Below are 15,705 nucleotides of genomic sequence, written 5' to 3'. Positions count from 1 at the left end.
CATGCCTATAGGCTCGGCCCGTGACAAACCCGCGCCTGCCCCGCCGTCTGGTGGTGCTCATCTCCGGCGCCGGATCGACCATGCGCGCGGTGCTCGAGGCCAGCGCGGACCCCGCCTACGGGGCGCAGATCGTGGCGGTGATCTCGGAGCGCGCGGACGCTGCCGGCCTGGCGATCGCCGCGGATGCCGGCATCCCCACGCAGGTGGTGTCGCTGGCGGACTTCGAGGATCGAGCGCGGTGGGACGAGGCGCTCGCGGACGCCATCGCACGGCTCGAGCCGGACATCGTCCTGTGCGCAGGGTTCATGCGCCTGCTGGGCGCTCCATCCCTGGAGCGGTTCGGCGGACGCATCGTCAACACCCACCCCGCGCTGCTTCCCTCGTACCCCGGCGCGCACGGCGTCCGGGACGCGCTGGAGGGGGGAGCGAAGGTCACAGGCTGCACGGTCATGCTGGTCGACGAGGGCGTCGATACGGGACCGATCATCGCTCAGGCCGCGATCGAGGTCTGGGACACTGACACCGAGGCCACCCTCCACGAGCGCATCAAGCAGGTCGAGCGCGGCCTGGTGGCGACCACGGTGGGGCGGATGGCGCGCGAAGGATGGACCGTCGACGGACGGCGGGTGACCATGGGCGAGCAGGAAGGCGAGGCATGAGCGAGCGGCAGGCGGTACGGCGGGCATTGATCTCGGTGTACGACAAGACCGGCATCGAGGACTTCGCGAGGGGCCTGGCCGATGCGGGCGTCGAGATCGTGTCGACGGGATCCACGGCCGCACGCATCGCTGCGGCGGGGGTGGCCGTCACTCCGGTGGAGGACGTCACAGGCTTTCCCGAGTGCCTCGGCGGGCGCGTGAAGACGCTGCACCCGCGCGTCCACGCCGGCATCCTCGCTGACCGGCGGCTCGACACCCATCGCGCCCAGCTGGACGAGCTCGACATCGAGCCGTTCGACCTGGTGGCCGTCAACCTCTACCCGTTCGCGGCGACCGTCGCATCGGGCGCCGGACAGGATGAGGTGGTCGAGCAGATCGACATCGGCGGGCCCTCCATGGTGCGCGCCGCGGCCAAGAACCACCCCTCCGTCGCGGTCCTGGTGGACCCCGCAGGGTACGGCACGGCGCTCGAGGCCATCCGCGACGGCGGCTTCACGCTCGCGCAGCGTCAGGCCCTCGCGGCCACCGCGTTCCGCCACACCGCGGACTACGACATCCATGTCGCCTCCTGGATGACCAGCGTGGTCGCGCCGGAGGAGGGCTCGCCCTTCCCCCGCTGGATCGGTGCCTCCTTCGAGCGTCTCAGCACGCTGCGGTACGGCGAGAACCCTCACCAGGGTGCGGCCGTGTACACCGACCCCCTTGCGCAAGGCGGGCTCGCCCAGGCCAGGCAGCTGCACGGCAAGGAGATGTCCTTCAACAACTACGTCGACGCCGATGCGGCGATCCGCGCCGCTTTCGACCAGTCCCGCCCGGCGGTGGCAGTCATCAAGCACGCCAACCCGTGCGGGATCGCCGTGGGCGACGACATCGCTCACGCGCACGCTCGTGCGCACGAGACCGATCCCGTCTCCGCCTTCGGCGGCGTGATCGCGGCGAACCGCCCGGTGACGGTCGCGGCGGCCGAGCAGATCGCGAAGATCTTCACCGAGGTCGTGGTCGCGCCCGGCTTCGAGGACGGCGCGCTCGAGATCCTCCAGGCGCGCAAGAACGTGCGCGTGCTCGAGGTGGACCCGGCCGCGCTGCAGGTCGAGTGGCGGCGCATCACGGGTGGGCTGCTGGTGCAGCACGCCGATGCGGTGGATGCGCCGGGCGATCCGGCCGTCAGCTGGAACCTCGTGGCTGGCGACGCCGCGGATGCCGCGACGCTGTCCGACCTCGAGTTCGCGTGGCGCGCCTGCCGGTCCGTGAAGTCCAATGCGATCCTGCTGGCCAAGGCTGGTGCCGCGGTGGGCATCGGGATGGGTCAGGTCAACCGGGTGGACTCGTGCCGCTTGGCGGTCGACCGCGCCGGAGCCGAGCGCGCTGCGGGCTCCGTGGCCGCATCGGACGCGTTCTTCCCGTTCCCCGACGGCCTTCAGGTGCTGGCCGATGCCGGCGTCAAGGCGATCGCCTCGCCGGGCGGCTCCGTGCGCGACGGCGAGGTCATCGACGCCGCGCGAGAGGCGGGCATCACGCTGTACCACACGGGCACCAGGCACTTCTTCCACTGATGCGCGAGACTCCGCTCACCACTGCCGCCGTCGCGGCCGGTGCGCTCGCGGTCGTGGGCGGCATCGTCGCCTTCGGCGTGCTCGTGGACGTGCAGGCGGCAGTGCTGACGCTTGCCGGCGTCGCCCTGCTCGCTGCTGCCGCGCGACTGGCCCTGCCGGCGACGCGCGTGTTCTCCGTGCGCCGACGCGCGGTGGACGTGGCGATCATGCTGGCGTTCGCCGTGGCGCTCGCGGGGCTGGGCCTCACCACCGCGCTGTGAGGTGATGCACCACGGCCGGCCACCCGCAGGGGTGGCCGGCCGTGGTGCATGCACGGGCGTCGTGCCCGCAGTGGCGTCAGTCCTCGACGACCGCGACCGCCTCGACGCGCTCGATGATGATGAGGTCCTCCTCCGGGCCGAACGCGCGGAACAGCAGGCCAGCGATCGCGGCGCCCAGCAGGGGAGCCACCCAGAACAGCCACAGCTGCTGCAGAGCCCACGGGTCGGAGAAGATCGCCGTCGCGGTCGCACGCGCCGGGTTGAGGGCGCCATTGGTGAACGGGATCGCGATCATGACCAGGAAGCCCACGGTGAGACCGATCGCGAACGGCGCGGCGGCGGCGCCTGCCTTCTGGCGGATCGACGTGACGGACAGCACCACGGCGACGAGCAGTGCCGCGATGATCACCTCGATGATGAGCCCCGCGACCAGCGGGAAGCCGGCGGGCGAGTGGTCGGCGAAGCCGTTCGATGCGCCGGACATGTTCGCTCGAGCCGCCTCGTAGCCCGCGATGTTGGGATGGCTGAGCGTCACGGCGAGCAGGATCAAGGCCGCGAGGGCCGCGCCTACCGTCTGCGCCACGATGTAGGGCGCGACGTCGCGGCCGGGGAACCGTCCGCCCAGCCAGGCGCCCACGGTGACCGCGGGGTTGAGGTGGGCGCCGGAGATCCCGCCAAACACGATCGCGGCGATCATGACTCCCAGGGCGAAGCCGAACGAGACGGCGAGCGTGCCGTTGTCGCCGAGCCCGAAGAACAGGGCGCCGCCCACTCCCATGAACACCAGGATGAAGGTGCCGGCGAGCTCCGCCATCATGCGCGAGATCAGGCTGGGGCCGGAGGTGTCCTCCGCCCACACCTCGTCCTCCAGCTCCTCGGCGAACGCGGCGTCGTCGGTCTGGTCCGTCTTGCTGAGCTTGTCCGGCTCGCTCATGGGGCTCTCCTTCTGGTCGGGGCGCACCGGTGCGCCTGCCAGCATCCTTCCACCTGCGCACCGCCGATGCGCGGCGGACGGTGCGGCGAGCCGTGGTCATCCACGGCGCGACTCCCGCATCGACCGTCGCCGCACGCCGGAGGCGACCACGAGTGGACTAGCCTAGACAGCGAAACCGGCACCCCAACGTAGATGTGAGGCACACGCATGGCGAAGATCAAGGTCGAAGGCACCGTCGTCGAGCTCGACGGCGACGAGATGACGCGGATCATCTGGCAGTTCATCAAGGACCGCCTGATCCACCCGTACCTCGACATCGATCTCGAGTACTACGACCTGGGCATCGAGTCCCGCGATGCGACGGACGACCAGGTCACCATCGACGCGGCGCACGCGATCAAGAAGCACGGGGTGGGCGTGAAGTGCGCGACCATCACGCCGGACGAGGCCCGCGTGGAGGAGTTCGGACTCAAGAAGATGTGGGTGAGCCCCAACGGCACCATCCGCAACATCCTCGGTGGTGTCGTGTTCCGCGAGCCCATCATCATCTCGAACATCCCCCGGCTGGTCCCTGGCTGGAACAAGCCCATCATCATCGGCCGTCACGCCCACGGCGACCAGTACAAGGCCACCAACTTCAAGGTCGCCGGTGCTGGCACGCTGACCATGACCTTCACGCCCGAGGACGGCTCGGAGCCCATCGAGCAGCAGGTGGTGGTGTACCCCGAGGGCGGCGGCGTCGCCATGGGCATGTACAACTTCAACGAGTCCATCAAGGACTTCGCACGCGCGTCGTTCTCGTACGGGCTCAAGCGCAACTACCCGGTCTACCTGTCGACCAAGAACACGATCCTGAAGGCCTACGACGGCCAGTTCAAGGACCTGTTCCAGGAGGTCTTCGACGCCGAGTTCGCCGATCAGTTCGCCGAGGCCGGACTCACCTACGAGCACCGTCTCATCGACGACATGGTCGCCGCCGCGATGAAGTGGGAGGGCGGCTACGTCTGGGCGTGCAAGAACTACGACGGCGACGTGCAGTCGGACACCGTCGCGCAGGGATTCGGCTCGCTGGGCCTGATGACGTCGGTGCTGATGACCCCGGACGGCCAGACGGTCGAGGCGGAGGCCGCGCACGGCACCGTGACCCGTCACTTCCGCCAGCACCAGGCCGGCAAGCCCACGTCGACCAACCCCATCGCGTCGATCTTCGCGTGGACCGGCGGGCTCAAGCACCGCGGCAAGCTCGACGGCACGCCTCAGGTGATCGAGTTCGCCGAGACCCTCGAGGACGTGGTCGTCACGACCGTCGAGAGCGGCAAGATGACCAAGGACCTCGCGCTGCTCGTGGGTCCCGACCAGGAGTGGCTGACCACCGAGGACTTCCTCGCCGCGCTCGACACCAACCTCGCCGCGCGGCTCGCGTAGGCACGTCCCAAGGAGCGAATCGCTGTGAGCACCACCCCTGTCACCGTCACCGTCACCGGCGCCGCCGGCCAGATCGGCTACGCCCTGCTGTTCCGCATCGCGTCCGGCCAGCTGCTGGGCGCGGACGTCCCGGTCAAGCTGAACCTGCTCGAGATCCCGCAGGGGATGAAGGCCGCCGAGGGCACGGCCATGGAGCTGGACGACTGCGCGTTCCCGCTGCTGGCCGGCATCGACATCCACGACGACGCCGCGGCGGCGTTCGACGGCGTCAACGTGGGCCTCCTCGTGGGCGCTCGACCCCGTGGAGCCGGCATGGAGCGCGGCGACCTGCTCGCCGCGAACGGCGGCATCTTCGGCCCCCAGGGCGCGGCCATCAACGCGGGTGCCGCGGATGACGTGCGCATCCTGGTGGTGGGCAACCCCGCGAACACCAATGCGCTGATCGCCTCCGCGCACGCCCCTGACGTGCCGGCTGAGCGCTTCAACGCCATGATGCGGCTGGACCACAACCGCGCCCTCGCGCAGCTCGCCGCCAAGACGGGAAGCTCGGTCGCGGAAGTGAAGAGGGTCGCGATCTGGGGGAACCACTCCGCCAAGCAGTACCCGGACATCGCGCACGCCACGATCGCGGGACGCCCGGCGCCCGAGGTCGTGGGCGACTCGGCGTGGGTCACCGACACGTTCATCCCGACCGTCGCCAAGCGCGGCGCGGCCATCATCGAGGCGCGCGGTGCATCGTCCGCCGCATCCGCCGCGAACGCCGCCATCGAGCACGTGCACGACTGGGTCAACGGCACGCCTGAGGGCGACTGGACCTCCGTGGCGATGCCCTCGGACGGCTCGTACGGCGTTCCGGAGGGACTGATCTCCTCCTTCCCCGCGGTCTCCCGCGACGGGCGGTGGGAGATCGTCCAGGGCCTCGACATCGCGGCAGATGCGCGGGCCGGGATCGATGTCTCCGTCGCCGAGCTCGCCGAGGAGCGGGACGCGGTGAAGGAGTTCGGGCTGCTCTAGGGTCTGCTCGCCTCTCGAGGGCCACGGCGCTGCGGCGCCGTGGCCCTCGCCGCTTTCCAGGCAGGATGCCACCCGAGGGCCGGGTGCTGCGTTCTCGAGCTCCGCGCGCGCCCGGTGTTTCGGACGTGTGGCCCCGTGGTCACGGAACGATAACTTTCGAAGTCGAAACGTTCTGACCGCTTGCGCGTATTTGGTTAGTAACCTTTACTAACTAACCATGACGACTGAAGAGGCGCGTCAGGCGACCGCCGGCACCCGAGCACAGCAGCTCGCTGGTGCGCGCCCTGCGCCCTCGCGGGCCCGGGCGGCCGCGGTGCGGCCCGGCGCTCGGGTCCGTCCCGAGCACGCCCGTCGTCACAACCGTGCGTTGGTGCTCCAGGCGCTGTACCGCGGCGGCGGCATGAGCCGCGCGGACGTCGCTCGTGAGGTGGGACTCACGCGTGTCACCATCTCCGACCTCGTGGGCGATCTCATCGCGGAGAACCTCGTGATCGAGCTCGGCATCCGTCCCGACTCGCGCCCCGGCAAGCCGGCCACCCTGCTGGACATCAACCGTTCAGGCTTCAGCATCATCGGGCTGGACCTGTCGCACAACGCTGCGTTCCGCGGCGTCGTGACCAACCTCGACGGCACGGTCCTCGAGCGTGGCGAGGTCGCCGTGACCGGCGTCACCGGCGACGCGGCGCTCGACGCCGTGTGCGCCCTGCTCGACGATCTCCTGGCGCGCGCCAACGCCCCCGTCATCGGCCTGGGCATCGGCAGCCCCGGCCTCGTCGACCTCGACGGCACCGTGGTGAGCGCACCCAACCTCGACTGGCACGGCCTTCCGCTCCAGCGCATCGTGGGCGAGCGCTACGACCTTCCCGTCCAGGTGGCCAACGACGCGAACATGGCGGCAGTGGGCGAGCGCAGCTTCGGCGGCGCCGGCGCGGACATGATGCTCATCCGCGTGGGCCGCGGTGTGGGATCCGGAATCGTCGTGGGCGGCCAGCTCGTGTACGGATCGGGCTTCGCGGCAGGCGAGATCGGCCACGTCGTGGTCGGCACGGACGGTGGCGATCCCTGCGCATGCGGCAAGTCGGGCTGCCTCGAGACCTGGCTGGCGACCCCGCGCCTCGAGGTCAGGCTGTCCGCTGCCCCCGACGATGCGGCGCGCGAGGCGATCCTGCGCGAGGCGGGGGAGCGGCTCGGCATCTCGCTGGGCCCCGTCGTCGGCGCCCTCAACCTCGGCGAGGTCGTCCTCGCCGGTCCACAGAATGTGCTCGGCGGAGCCCTCCTCGAGGGCACCGCGGAGACGCTTCGCAGCAGAACGATGGCCGAGCTTCACGGCGATCTGACGCTGCGGATGACCACGCTCGGACGCGACATCGTCGTGCTCGGTGCCGTGGTCATGGTCCTCACCGGCCAGCTGGGAGTCTCCTGACGACCGGCACCACCACGACGTGGCCCCGCGGTCACGGACGGCACACACACAACAGAAGGAAGTAGCGCAATGAAGAAGATGACAAGCGGAGCAGTGGCGTTCGCCGCCGCGTCTGCCATCGTCCTCGCAGGATGCTCGTCGTCCGGATCGGACGAGGAACCCACCACCGACGCCACGGATGACGCCACCACGGAGGAGGCCACCGAGACCGTCGCTCAGGACATCACGCTGTGGCTCATGGGTGCGCCTGACACCCCCGAGCCGCTGGTCACCTACCTCCAGGACACCTATGCCGAGAACAACGGCGGCACGCTGACCGTCGAGGCCGTTGCCTGGAGCGACGCGCTTCCCAAGCTCACGACCGCCCTTCCCGACGCGGCCAACACCCCTGATGTGGTCGAGATCGGCAACACCTGGGCACCCACCTTCACCTCGGTGGGCGCGTTCTCCGACCTGTCCGACATCTACGACGAGCTGGGCGGCGACGACCTCCTCCCCTCGTTCACCGAGGTCGGCTCGGTCGACGGCACGCCCTACGCGCTGCCGTACTACTTCGGCTCGCGCAACATGTGGGCGCGCACCGACATCTACGAGGCAGGCGGCGTCGAGGTCCCGACCACGCTCGCCGAGGTGACCGAGGTTCACGCCTCCCTCAAGGACAAGGGCCTGGGCGGCCTGTACCTGGGTGGCCAGGACTGGCGCAACGCGATCTCGTGGATCTTCGCCCACGGTGGCGACCTCGCCGCCAAGGACGGAGACCAGTGGGTCTCGACGCTCTCGAGCGCTGAGAGCCAGGAGGGCATCGCCGCGTGGCAGGAGATGTTCGAGACGGCGTCGATCGCTCAGGCGAACGACACCGACGCGGACAACTACTTCATCATCAACGATGGCACGCTCGCGAACATCCCGGCCGCGGCATCGATGGCCCCGTCCTGGGCCTCCTGCTGCATCGGCACGCCCGTCGAGGGCGGCGAAGAGGGCGAGGTCGCATGGGATGACACCATCAACACGGCCTACGGTCTGCCCGGAGTCGACGGTGGCCTCGCCCCCGTGTTCGCCGGCGGCTCGAACATCGGCATCTCCGCCACGTCGGAGAACCAGGAGGGCTCGCGCGACCTGCTGCGGATCATCTTCTCGGATGACTTCCAGGCGATGCTCGGCGAGAACGGTCTGGGCCCGGCGAACGTCAACGCGAAGGACTCCTTCGTGACCGACGACTTCCGCCAGATCGCCTGGGACACCGCCCAGGTCTCCAAGCTCACCCCGGCGGCGCCGGGCTGGGCCTCCGTCGAGGGCTCCGGCCTCCTGGAGGAGTTCTTCCAGGCCGTGGCCGAGGGTGGCGACGTCGCCGCCCTGGCAGCGGAGTACGACGAGAAGATCACGGCTCAGCTGAACGGCTGATCCACCTCCCGGCTCGGGCGCCCGCAGGGGCGTCCGAGCCGGGACCCTCGGGGCGCACCTTCGCCCCGACGGTGCGGCCGGCTGAGGCCCCGCCGCCCACCTCCCGCGCGCACCCGGTCGCGCCTCACCCACCTGCTTTGCTCGAAAGGCTTCGCCATGCCCGCTCCCACCGCCGCACCGCCGGCAGAGGTCCTGCCGCCCGTGCAGTCCGACCCGCCAGCGCCGCGGGGACGTCCTCGGAAGTCCCGCCTTCCGTACTACCTGATCATCCCGGCGATCGTCGTGGTGCTCGTGGGCACCGGCTATCCGCTGGTGTGGCAGTTCGTCACCTCGTTCCGCGAGTATGGGCTCGCGCAGCAGTTCGGCACCCCCGCGCCGTTCGTGGGCTTCCAGAACTACGTCGAGATGCTCACGGACTCCGGATTCTGGGTCATCGTGCTGCGCTCGGTCATCTTCTGCGTGGTGACCGCCACGGTCAGCATGGGCCTCGGCATCCTGCTCGCGGTGATCATGAAGAACGTGGGCAAGGGCGCGCGGCTCAGCCTGCAGATCGCGCTGCTGCTCGCCTGGGCGATGCCCATCGTGGCCTACATGACGGTGTGGATCTGGATCTTCGACGACCGCAACGGCATCCTCAACTACCTGCTGTCGCTCCTGCCAGGAGTCGACATGATCGGCCACAACTGGCTGGTGAACCCGCTGAGCTTCTTCGCAGTCGGCTCGATCATCATCATCTGGTACTCCGTGCCCTTCATCGCCTTCTCCGCGTACGCCGGCTTCACCCAGGTGAGCGACGAGGTGCTCGAGGCCGCGCAGCTCGACGGCGCCTCCGGGGCCGCCATCACCCGGCGCATCGTGCTGCCCATCATCAAGCCCGTGCTGTCCATCGTGTTCCTGCTCCAGCTCATCTGGGACCTGCGGGTGTTCGCGCAGATCCAGCTGCTGCAGGATGCCGGATCCTTCGGACAGCAGTACGACCTGCTGGGCACGTTCATCTACAAGCTGGGCACCGGCTCGCAGGACTTCGGCCTGGCCGCCACCGCCGCGATCGTGGTGATGCTGCTCACGCTGGGCCTCAGCTGGGTCTACGTGCGCCAGCTCCTCAAGGAGGACGACGAGTCATGAATCTCACCAAGAAGAGTCCCGCGGCGCGCATGGCGTGGACCACGCTCGCGCTCGTCGCGACCATCGCGTGGGCTTTCCCCGTCTACTGGATGATCAACTCGTCGTTCCTGTCGAATGCGACGCTCCAGTCCCTCACCCCCACGCTCGTGCCGTTCGGCGGCGACCTGGACAACTTCGCCGCAGCGCTGTCCGACGGCAGCTTCCTGACGGCCCTGGGGATGTCCGCGATGATCACGGGGCTCACCCTGATCGTGTGCATCGCTTTCGCGTTCTTCGCGGCGCTCGCCATCTCGCGCTTCCGCTTCCGCGGCCGCAAGTCGTTCGTGCTGTCGGTGCTGGTGATCCAGATGATCCCGGCGGAGGCGCTGTTCATCGCGCAGTACAAGATGATCGCCGGCTTCGGCCTGCTCAACACCGTCGTGGGCGTGTCCCTCATCTACACCGCTACGGTGATCCCGTTCACCATCTGGATGCTGCGCGGCTTCGTCGCCGGCATCCCTGCGGACCTAGAGGAGGCGGCGATGGTCGATGGCCTGAGCCGAAACCAGGCCTTCATGCGGATCACGTTCCCGCTGCTGGCTCCTGGACTGGTGGCCTCCGGCGTGTACGCGTTCCTCCAAGCCTGGAACGAGTTCGCGGTGGCGCTGATCCTGCTGCCCGAGGGGCAGAAGGCCACGCTGCCGTTGTGGCTGCGCGGCTTCCTGCAGGACAGCGCCGTGAACCAGACCAACTGGGGCGAGGTCATGGCGGCCTCGACCCTGGTGGCCGTGCCGGTGATCGTGTTCTTCATGTTCGTCCAGGGACGCATGACGCAGGGTCTCGTGGGCGGGGCGGTGAAGGGATGACCGCGCTCGCCACGCTCATGCCGGGCTTCGAGGGCACCGAGCTTCCTGACTGGGTCGAGCGCCGCCTGCGCGAGGGGATGGGCGGGGTGTGCCTGTTCGCCACCAACGTCCAGTCGCCCGAGCAGCTGCGCTCGCTCACCGACCGCATCTATGCGGCCAACCCCGACGCGATCGTGTCGATCGACGAGGAGGGCGGTGACGTGTCGAGGCTGTACCAGCGCGAGGGCTCGCCGTTCCCGGGCAACGCCCTGCTGGGCCGGATCGACGACGTCTCGCTCACCCGCGCGGTGGGCGAGCAGGTGGGCCGCGAGCTGCGGGAGGCCGGCGTGAACCTCACGCTGGCCCCGGACGTGGACGTCAACTCCAACCCCGGCAACCCGGTGATCGGCGTGCGCAGCTTCGGCGCGACGCCTGAGCTCGCGAGCCGTCACGGCGTGGCGTGGACGCAGGGCGTGCAGTCGGTGGGCGTCGCAGCCAATGCCAAGCACTTCCCGGGCCACGGCGACACGGCCCAGGACTCGCATGTCTCGCTGCCCACGGTGGACGTGGACGTGGAGACGCTGCGGCGTCGTGAGCTCGCTCCGTTCGCGGCTGCGATCCACGGTGGCGTGCAGACCATCATGAGCTCCCACATCAGGGTGCCGGCACTCGACCAGGACGACCCCGCGACCTTCTCGCGCACCATCCTCACGGACGTGCTCCGCGGCGAGATGGGCTTCGACGGCGTCATCGTGTCAGACGCGCTCGACATGGTGGGGGCCTCGGGCGAGATCGGCATCCCTGCCGCGGCCGCACGCGCTCTCGCCGCCGGCTGCGACCTCCTGTGCATCGGCACGGCCAACACGGATGACCAGATGAGCGACATCGTGACGCGCATCGACGACGCCATCGCAGCGGGCGACCTCGCTCGCGAGCGCGTCGAGGACGCCGCCGCGCGCAACCGCGCCCTCGCCCGCTCGCTGCGCGAGGTGCCCTCGCCCGCGCCGCTCGACGCGAGCGGCCGCGGTCGCATCGTCGGTCTCGACACGGCCCGGATCCGCCAGGCCTTCGAGATCTCCGACGGCGCGCGCGCGACGCTCGACCTCCACCGCTCGGCGGGAGCCCCGATCCACTGGGTCCGCCTCGAACCTGCGGCGAACATCGCCGTGGGTCCGTCGCCATGGGGTCCGTTCGCCGCCGGCGCGACGGCCGATGCGACGGTGGGGCCGGACGACGCGTTCGACGCGGCCTCGGTGCCGGATCACGCCACGGTGGTGGTGGTCGGCAAGGACAACCATCGGCACGCCTGGGCCCGCGCCGTGATCGATGCGCTCCGTGACCGCGGGGCGATCGTGGTCGACATGGGCTGGCCGGATCCGGACGACGGCTACGCGGACATCGCCACCTACGGCGCCTCGAGGCTCGTGGGCCAGGCCCTGCTGGAGGAGCTCGCATGAGCGCGGTGCGCATCGGCGTCGACATCGGTGGGACCAAGGTCGACGCGGTCGTGCTGGATCCCGGCGGCGACATCGTCGCTCGTCACCGGGTCCCGGTCCGCATGGGTGATGACGGCGTGGTCGGATCGGCGCGCGACGCCGTCAGTCATGTGTGCGACATCGCAGGTGTGACGGCGAGCGACGCCGGCGCCATCGGCGTGGGTGTCCCTGGCGCGGTCACGGGCGGCGTGGTGCGCCACGCCCTCAACCTGGGCGTCACCGAGCTCGATCTGTCCTCGCAGCTGAGCGCCGCCTGGGGCGTGCCGGTGCACGTCGAGAACGATGTCAATGCTGCGGCGATCGGCGCCTGGCACCTGTTGGGCGACGGCCGCACGTCCGTCGCCTACCTCAACGTCGGCACCGGGCTGGCCGCAGGGATCATCCTCGACGGCAGGCTCTGGCGCGGCGCTCGGGGCGCGGCGGGCGAGATCGGGCACATCGGCATCGACCCGGCAGGTCCCGTCGGTGCCGACGGGCTTCGCGGCGGGCTCGAGACCTACGCGTCGGGCAGCGGTGTCGCCCTGCAGTGGGGCCGCGAGGGCCAGGCCGCGGTCGAGGTCCTGCGCGCAGCTCAGGACGGCGACGTCCGGGCGCGGGAGATTCGCGAGCGGCTGCTGGGGGGCGTGGCGCATGCGGCGCGCATCCTCATCCTCACCCTCGACGTCGCGCATGTGATGCTGGGCGGTGGACTGACCGGGATGGGCGCGGAGCTGCTCGACGGAGCGCGCGAGGTGATCCGCGAGTGGGAGGAGGCGTCTGCCTTCCTCGCCTCCCTGGAGATCGGCAGCCGGCTCAGCCTGGTCCCCGGAGACCAGCCGGTCGCGGCCATCGGTGCGGCGATGCTGGAGGTGGACCATGGCTGAGGTGCTCGTGTTCGACTCGAAGGAGGCCGGCGCCGCGGTGGTGGCCGACCACATCGCGGCGCTCGTGCGGCGCGTGCCGACAGCGACGCTGGGGGTCGCCACCGGCTCCACTCCGCTTCCCGTCTACGCGGCGCTCGCCGAGCGAGCCGCGGCCGGAACGGACTTCACCCGGGCATCGGCCTTCGCGCTGGACGAGTACGTGGGGCTGCCTGCGGGCCACCCCGAGTCCTATCGCTCGGTGATCGACCGCGAGGTGACGGGACCGCTCGGTCTCGACCCTGAGCACGTGCGCGTGCCCGACGGATCGGAGACCGGCATCGAGACGGCCGGGGAGCGCTACGAGCAGGCGATCATCGCCGGTGGTGGTGTGGACGTGCAGCTGCTGGGAATCGGCACCACCGGCCACCTGGGCTTCAACGAGCCTGGCTCGAGCTTCGCGTCGCTGACCCGCGTCAAGACGCTCACGGAGCAGACCCGGCGCGACAACGCTCGCTTCTTCGACTCGCTCAACGACGTTCCCATGCACTGCGTGACGCAAGGGCTCGGCACCATCCTGCGCGCGCGGCACCTCGTGCTGCTCGCGTTCGGCGAGGGCAAGGCCGAGGCGATCGCCGGCGCGGTCGAAGGCCCCGTGAGCGCGTCGATGCCGGGTTCCGCGATCCAGCTCCACCCGCACGTCACCGTGGTGCTCGACGACGCCGCCGCGAGCGCGCTGCAGCATCGCGACTACTACCGTTGGTCCCAGGACCACAAGCCTGCATGGCAGGGCATCTAGGAGGCACGGTGACCGTGCTCACCGACATTCACTGTCACGGCGGGGGAGGACACGCCTTCGGCGAGACCCTGGAGGGGACGCTCGCAGCCGCCGCTGCGCACCGTGGGAGCGGGACCGGCGGCGTGGTGGCCTCCTTCGTGTCGCTGTCGCTGGAGAGCACCCGGGCGCAGCTCGACGTCATGCGGGCGGCGATGCGGCGGGATCCGTCGATCCTCGGCGTGCACCTCGAGGGTCCCTTCCTGTCTCCCCGGCGCAAGGGCGCGCACGATCCGGCGGCTCTCGCCGCGCCCGAGGAGCCGCTCGTGAGCGCCCTGCTCGAGGCGGGTGACGAAGTCCTGCGCCAGATCACCATCGCGCCGGAGCTGCCCGGGGCGCTGGAGGCCATCGAGCGCTTCGCCGCGGCCGGGGTCACGGTCGCGGTGGGACACACCGAGGCCGATGCGTCGCTCGCTCGCGAGGCGTTCGACGCCGGCGCGCGTCTGCTCACCCACGCGTTCAACGCGATGCCAGGGATCGGAGCGCGCGCCATCGGGCCCGCGGGTGCGGCCCTGGCCGACGAACGCGTCGCGCTCGAGGTGATCGCGGACGGCATCCATGTGGACCCGGGACTGATCGCGGCCATGTTCCGGGCCGCGCCCGGGCGCGTCGTGCTGGTGACGGATGCGATGGCCGCCGCCGCGTCCGCGGACGGCGACTACGTGCTGGGGACCCTGCCGGTGGAGGTACGCGACGGACGCGCTCTCATCGCGGGCACCGACACCCTGGCCGGCTCGACCCTCACGCTGACCCGCGCCATCGAGGTCTGCGTCCAGGCGGGGGTGCCGCGCGAGGACGCTGTCAGCGCCGCGTCGGAGGTGCCCAGGCGAGTGCTCGGCCTCCGGTGAGGGTGCGCCGGCCGGCGATATCAGCTGCCGATGCGCGTCCGGGTGCCGCAGCCGTGTGAGCGCACGATGTGGCGGGCTCTGAGCATGAGCTCGTGGGGGCCCGCGCCGTCGAGGCTGAGAGCCATGCGGGACTGCCGGTCGACGACGCGGTCCCCCGAGCGCCCCTCGCACTGCGCGCCTTGGTGCCCGCTAGGTGCCGCTGCGTCGGGTGGAATCCGACCACGCTGATGCCGTCGTGAAAGGGGTCGCCTGCGGGGACGTGGGAGCCAACGACCGCCGGGGCGCGCGGCTCGCGAAGGACATGGTGGTGTCCGTGAGCACGGACGCGTCCGTCCCGGGGAAGATCTCGGTGCCCATCGCGTACTCGGTGTCATCGCCCCCTGGCGACCCGTGATGCCCTCGTGGAGGAAGGCTGCCATCTGGCCGCGGGTGACGGGCGTCGGAGGGCCCTCAGCTGACCACGTCGCCCACGCGCGTGAAGGTGCCGCAGGAGACCGACCACACGAACCGACCCCGCGGCAGCTCGAGCTGCAGGTACCCGCCACCAGTGGTCCAGCCGAACTCGGTGCTGTGCTCGATCGCGTCGTCCCAGTGGCGATACTCGCAGCCGGGCCCGCCCGGCGCTCGGTAGGTCCCCGGACGCATGTGATAGCCGACCGCGTGCGTCCCCGGTCCGAAGGTGCTGGCGTTCGGGGAGCTGGGGCGCAGGGGCACCCACCCTGTGCAGCCGTCGTACGTGAAGTACCCGTCGGTGGGCTGGATGGTGACGATCGTCTGTCCCGGACGTCCGTACACGAAGAGCCGCTCGCCCGGCGCACCATCGTCATCCGCGTAGCGGGAGATTTCGCAGTACGCGTGGATGGCGTCGGGAGTGAGCTGCTGGGCGACGTACGTGCCGGGGAAGATGTCCTTGCCCACCTTGTACATCGTGTCGTCGTCGCCGTGCAGCGCAGTGCTGCCCTTGTAGAGGAAGGCTGCCATCTGTCCGCGCGTGACGGCGTCGGAGGGGCCGAACCGGCCATTGGCGTATCCGGAGGTGATGCCGGAGTCCGCGAGCCACTCGATGTGG

16 protein-coding genes are annotated in these 15,705 nt (G+C 70.3%); 14 read left to right on the top strand and 2 right to left on the bottom strand.

Annotated features, from left to right (window positions below; genetic code table 11):
• Nucleotides 1-20: 20 nt before the first annotated feature.
• Genes purN through Dac01nite_RS07430 form a run of 3 tightly spaced genes read left to right on the top strand, consistent with a single transcriptional unit; the run spans nucleotide 21 to nucleotide 2,472 of the window.
• Entirely contained in the window at nucleotides 21-659 is a 639-nt protein-coding gene (gene purN / locus Dac01nite_RS07440) for a phosphoribosylglycinamide formyltransferase (RefSeq protein WP_275404538.1), read from the top strand.
• Complete coding sequence (gene purH / locus Dac01nite_RS07435) at nucleotides 656-2,212, top strand: bifunctional phosphoribosylaminoimidazolecarboxamide formyltransferase/IMP cyclohydrolase (protein WP_203655320.1); 1,557 nt, start codon at nucleotides 656-658, stop codon at nucleotides 2,210-2,212. Before purN ends, purH begins: the two co-directional genes overlap by 4 nt.
• On the top strand, nucleotides 2,212-2,472 hold the full coding sequence (locus Dac01nite_RS07430; RefSeq protein ID WP_203655319.1) for a hypothetical protein: 261 nt from the start codon (nucleotides 2,212-2,214) through the stop codon (nucleotides 2,470-2,472). Before purH ends, Dac01nite_RS07430 begins: the two co-directional genes overlap by 1 nt.
• A 76-nt stretch (nucleotides 2,473-2,548) precedes the next feature.
• Here the strand turns inward: Dac01nite_RS07430 and Dac01nite_RS07425 are convergent, their stop codons facing one another.
• Nucleotides 2,549-3,406 (bottom strand): aquaporin, encoded by an 858-nt coding sequence (locus tag Dac01nite_RS07425; protein WP_203655318.1) that lies wholly within the window; start codon nucleotides 3,404-3,406, stop codon nucleotides 2,549-2,551.
• A 207-nt stretch (nucleotides 3,407-3,613) separates the two neighbouring features.
• On the opposite strand from Dac01nite_RS07425, the gene Dac01nite_RS07420 reads away from it, so the two are divergent.
• The 11 genes from Dac01nite_RS07420 (at nucleotide 3,614) to Dac01nite_RS07370 (ending at nucleotide 15,030) form a co-directional block, all read left to right on the top strand.
• Nucleotides 3,614-4,831: an NADP-dependent isocitrate dehydrogenase gene (locus Dac01nite_RS07420; RefSeq protein ID WP_203655316.1), complete on the top strand. Its 1,218-nt coding sequence runs from the start codon at nucleotides 3,614-3,616 to the stop codon at nucleotides 4,829-4,831.
• A 24-nt stretch (nucleotides 4,832-4,855) separates the two neighbouring features.
• Entirely contained in the window at nucleotides 4,856-5,845 is a 990-nt protein-coding gene (locus Dac01nite_RS07415) for a malate dehydrogenase (RefSeq protein ID WP_203655314.1), read from the top strand.
• A gap of 217 nt (nucleotides 5,846-6,062) precedes the next feature.
• The gene (locus Dac01nite_RS07410; protein WP_203655312.1) at nucleotides 6,063-7,268 is read left to right on the top strand and encodes an ROK family transcriptional regulator; all 1,206 of its coding nucleotides are present in this window, start codon (nucleotides 6,063-6,065) and stop codon (nucleotides 7,266-7,268) included.
• Between the two features lie 69 nt (nucleotides 7,269-7,337).
• The gene (locus tag Dac01nite_RS07405; protein ID WP_203655310.1) at nucleotides 7,338-8,669 is read left to right on the top strand and encodes an extracellular solute-binding protein; all 1,332 of its coding nucleotides are present in this window, start codon (nucleotides 7,338-7,340) and stop codon (nucleotides 8,667-8,669) included.
• Nucleotides 8,670-8,825: 156 nt separating this feature from the next.
• Nucleotides 8,826-9,794, top strand: a complete 969-nt coding sequence (locus tag Dac01nite_RS07400) for a carbohydrate ABC transporter permease (RefSeq protein ID WP_203655308.1) — start codon at nucleotides 8,826-8,828, stop codon at nucleotides 9,792-9,794.
• On the top strand, nucleotides 9,791-10,639 hold the full coding sequence (locus Dac01nite_RS07395; RefSeq protein ID WP_203655307.1) for a carbohydrate ABC transporter permease: 849 nt from the start codon (nucleotides 9,791-9,793) through the stop codon (nucleotides 10,637-10,639). Before Dac01nite_RS07400 ends, Dac01nite_RS07395 begins: the two co-directional genes overlap by 4 nt.
• A complete protein-coding gene (locus Dac01nite_RS07390; RefSeq protein WP_203655305.1) occupies nucleotides 10,636-12,075 on the top strand; it encodes a glycoside hydrolase family 3 protein in 1,440 nt (479 codons plus the stop codon). The genes Dac01nite_RS07395 and Dac01nite_RS07390 overlap by 4 nt, the downstream gene beginning before the upstream one ends.
• A complete protein-coding gene (locus tag Dac01nite_RS07385; protein ID WP_239066574.1) occupies nucleotides 12,072-12,977 on the top strand; it encodes an ROK family protein in 906 nt (301 codons plus the stop codon). Before Dac01nite_RS07390 ends, Dac01nite_RS07385 begins: the two co-directional genes overlap by 4 nt.
• Nucleotides 12,970-13,752, top strand: a complete 783-nt coding sequence (locus Dac01nite_RS07380; protein WP_203655303.1) for a glucosamine-6-phosphate deaminase — start codon at nucleotides 12,970-12,972, stop codon at nucleotides 13,750-13,752. Before Dac01nite_RS07385 ends, Dac01nite_RS07380 begins: the two co-directional genes overlap by 8 nt.
• Nucleotides 13,753-13,760: 8 nt before the next feature.
• A complete protein-coding gene (locus Dac01nite_RS07375) occupies nucleotides 13,761-14,636 on the top strand; it encodes an N-acetylglucosamine-6-phosphate deacetylase (RefSeq protein ID WP_203655301.1) in 876 nt (291 codons plus the stop codon).
• Nucleotides 14,637-14,871: 235 nt separating this feature from the next.
• Nucleotides 14,872-15,030 carry a hypothetical protein gene (locus tag Dac01nite_RS07370; protein ID WP_203655298.1) on the top strand — a complete coding sequence of 53 codons (159 nt, stop codon included), beginning with the start codon at nucleotides 14,872-14,874 and terminating at the stop codon, nucleotides 15,028-15,030.
• 56 nt (nucleotides 15,031-15,086) lie between these two features.
• Here Dac01nite_RS07370 and Dac01nite_RS07365 read toward each other — a convergent pair.
• Nucleotides 15,087-15,705, bottom strand: a 619-nt coding sequence (locus tag Dac01nite_RS07365; protein WP_203655296.1) for an S-layer homology domain-containing protein, incomplete at its 5' end; no start/stop codon positions are given.

This window comes from Demequina activiva, assembly GCF_016862815.1.
GTDB lineage: Bacteria > Actinomycetota > Actinomycetes > Actinomycetales > Demequinaceae > Demequina > Demequina activiva.
The sequence above is the reverse complement of the archived record's forward strand: the minus strand, read 5'-3'. Positions and strand labels throughout refer to the sequence as shown.

What these genes read in the sequence shown, in the direction of transcription:
- purH (WP_203655320.1), top strand. Translation starts at nt 656, where the DNA reads ATGAGCGAGCGGCAGGCGGTACGGCGGGCATTGATCTCGGTGTACGAC.
- Dac01nite_RS07430 (WP_203655319.1), top strand. Translation starts at nt 2,212, where the DNA reads ATGCGCGAGACTCCGCTCACCACTGCCGCCGTCGCGGCCGGTGCGCTC.
- Dac01nite_RS07425 (WP_203655318.1), bottom strand. Translation starts at nt 3,406, where the DNA reads ATGAGCGAGCCGGACAAGCTCAGCAAGACGGACCAGACCGACGACGCC.
- Dac01nite_RS07420 (WP_203655316.1), top strand. Translation starts at nt 3,614, where the DNA reads ATGGCGAAGATCAAGGTCGAAGGCACCGTCGTCGAGCTCGACGGCGAC.
- Dac01nite_RS07410 (WP_203655312.1), top strand. Translation starts at nt 6,063, where the DNA reads ATGACGACTGAAGAGGCGCGTCAGGCGACCGCCGGCACCCGAGCACAG.
- Dac01nite_RS07405 (WP_203655310.1), top strand. Translation starts at nt 7,338, where the DNA reads ATGAAGAAGATGACAAGCGGAGCAGTGGCGTTCGCCGCCGCGTCTGCC.
- Dac01nite_RS07400 (WP_203655308.1), top strand. Translation starts at nt 8,826, where the DNA reads ATGCCCGCTCCCACCGCCGCACCGCCGGCAGAGGTCCTGCCGCCCGTG.
- Dac01nite_RS07395 (WP_203655307.1), top strand. Translation starts at nt 9,791, where the DNA reads ATGAATCTCACCAAGAAGAGTCCCGCGGCGCGCATGGCGTGGACCACG.
- Dac01nite_RS07390 (WP_203655305.1), top strand. Translation starts at nt 10,636, where the DNA reads ATGACCGCGCTCGCCACGCTCATGCCGGGCTTCGAGGGCACCGAGCTT.
- Dac01nite_RS07385 (WP_239066574.1), top strand. Translation starts at nt 12,072, where the DNA reads ATGAGCGCGGTGCGCATCGGCGTCGACATCGGTGGGACCAAGGTCGAC.
- Dac01nite_RS07380 (WP_203655303.1), top strand. Translation starts at nt 12,970, where the DNA reads ATGGCTGAGGTGCTCGTGTTCGACTCGAAGGAGGCCGGCGCCGCGGTG.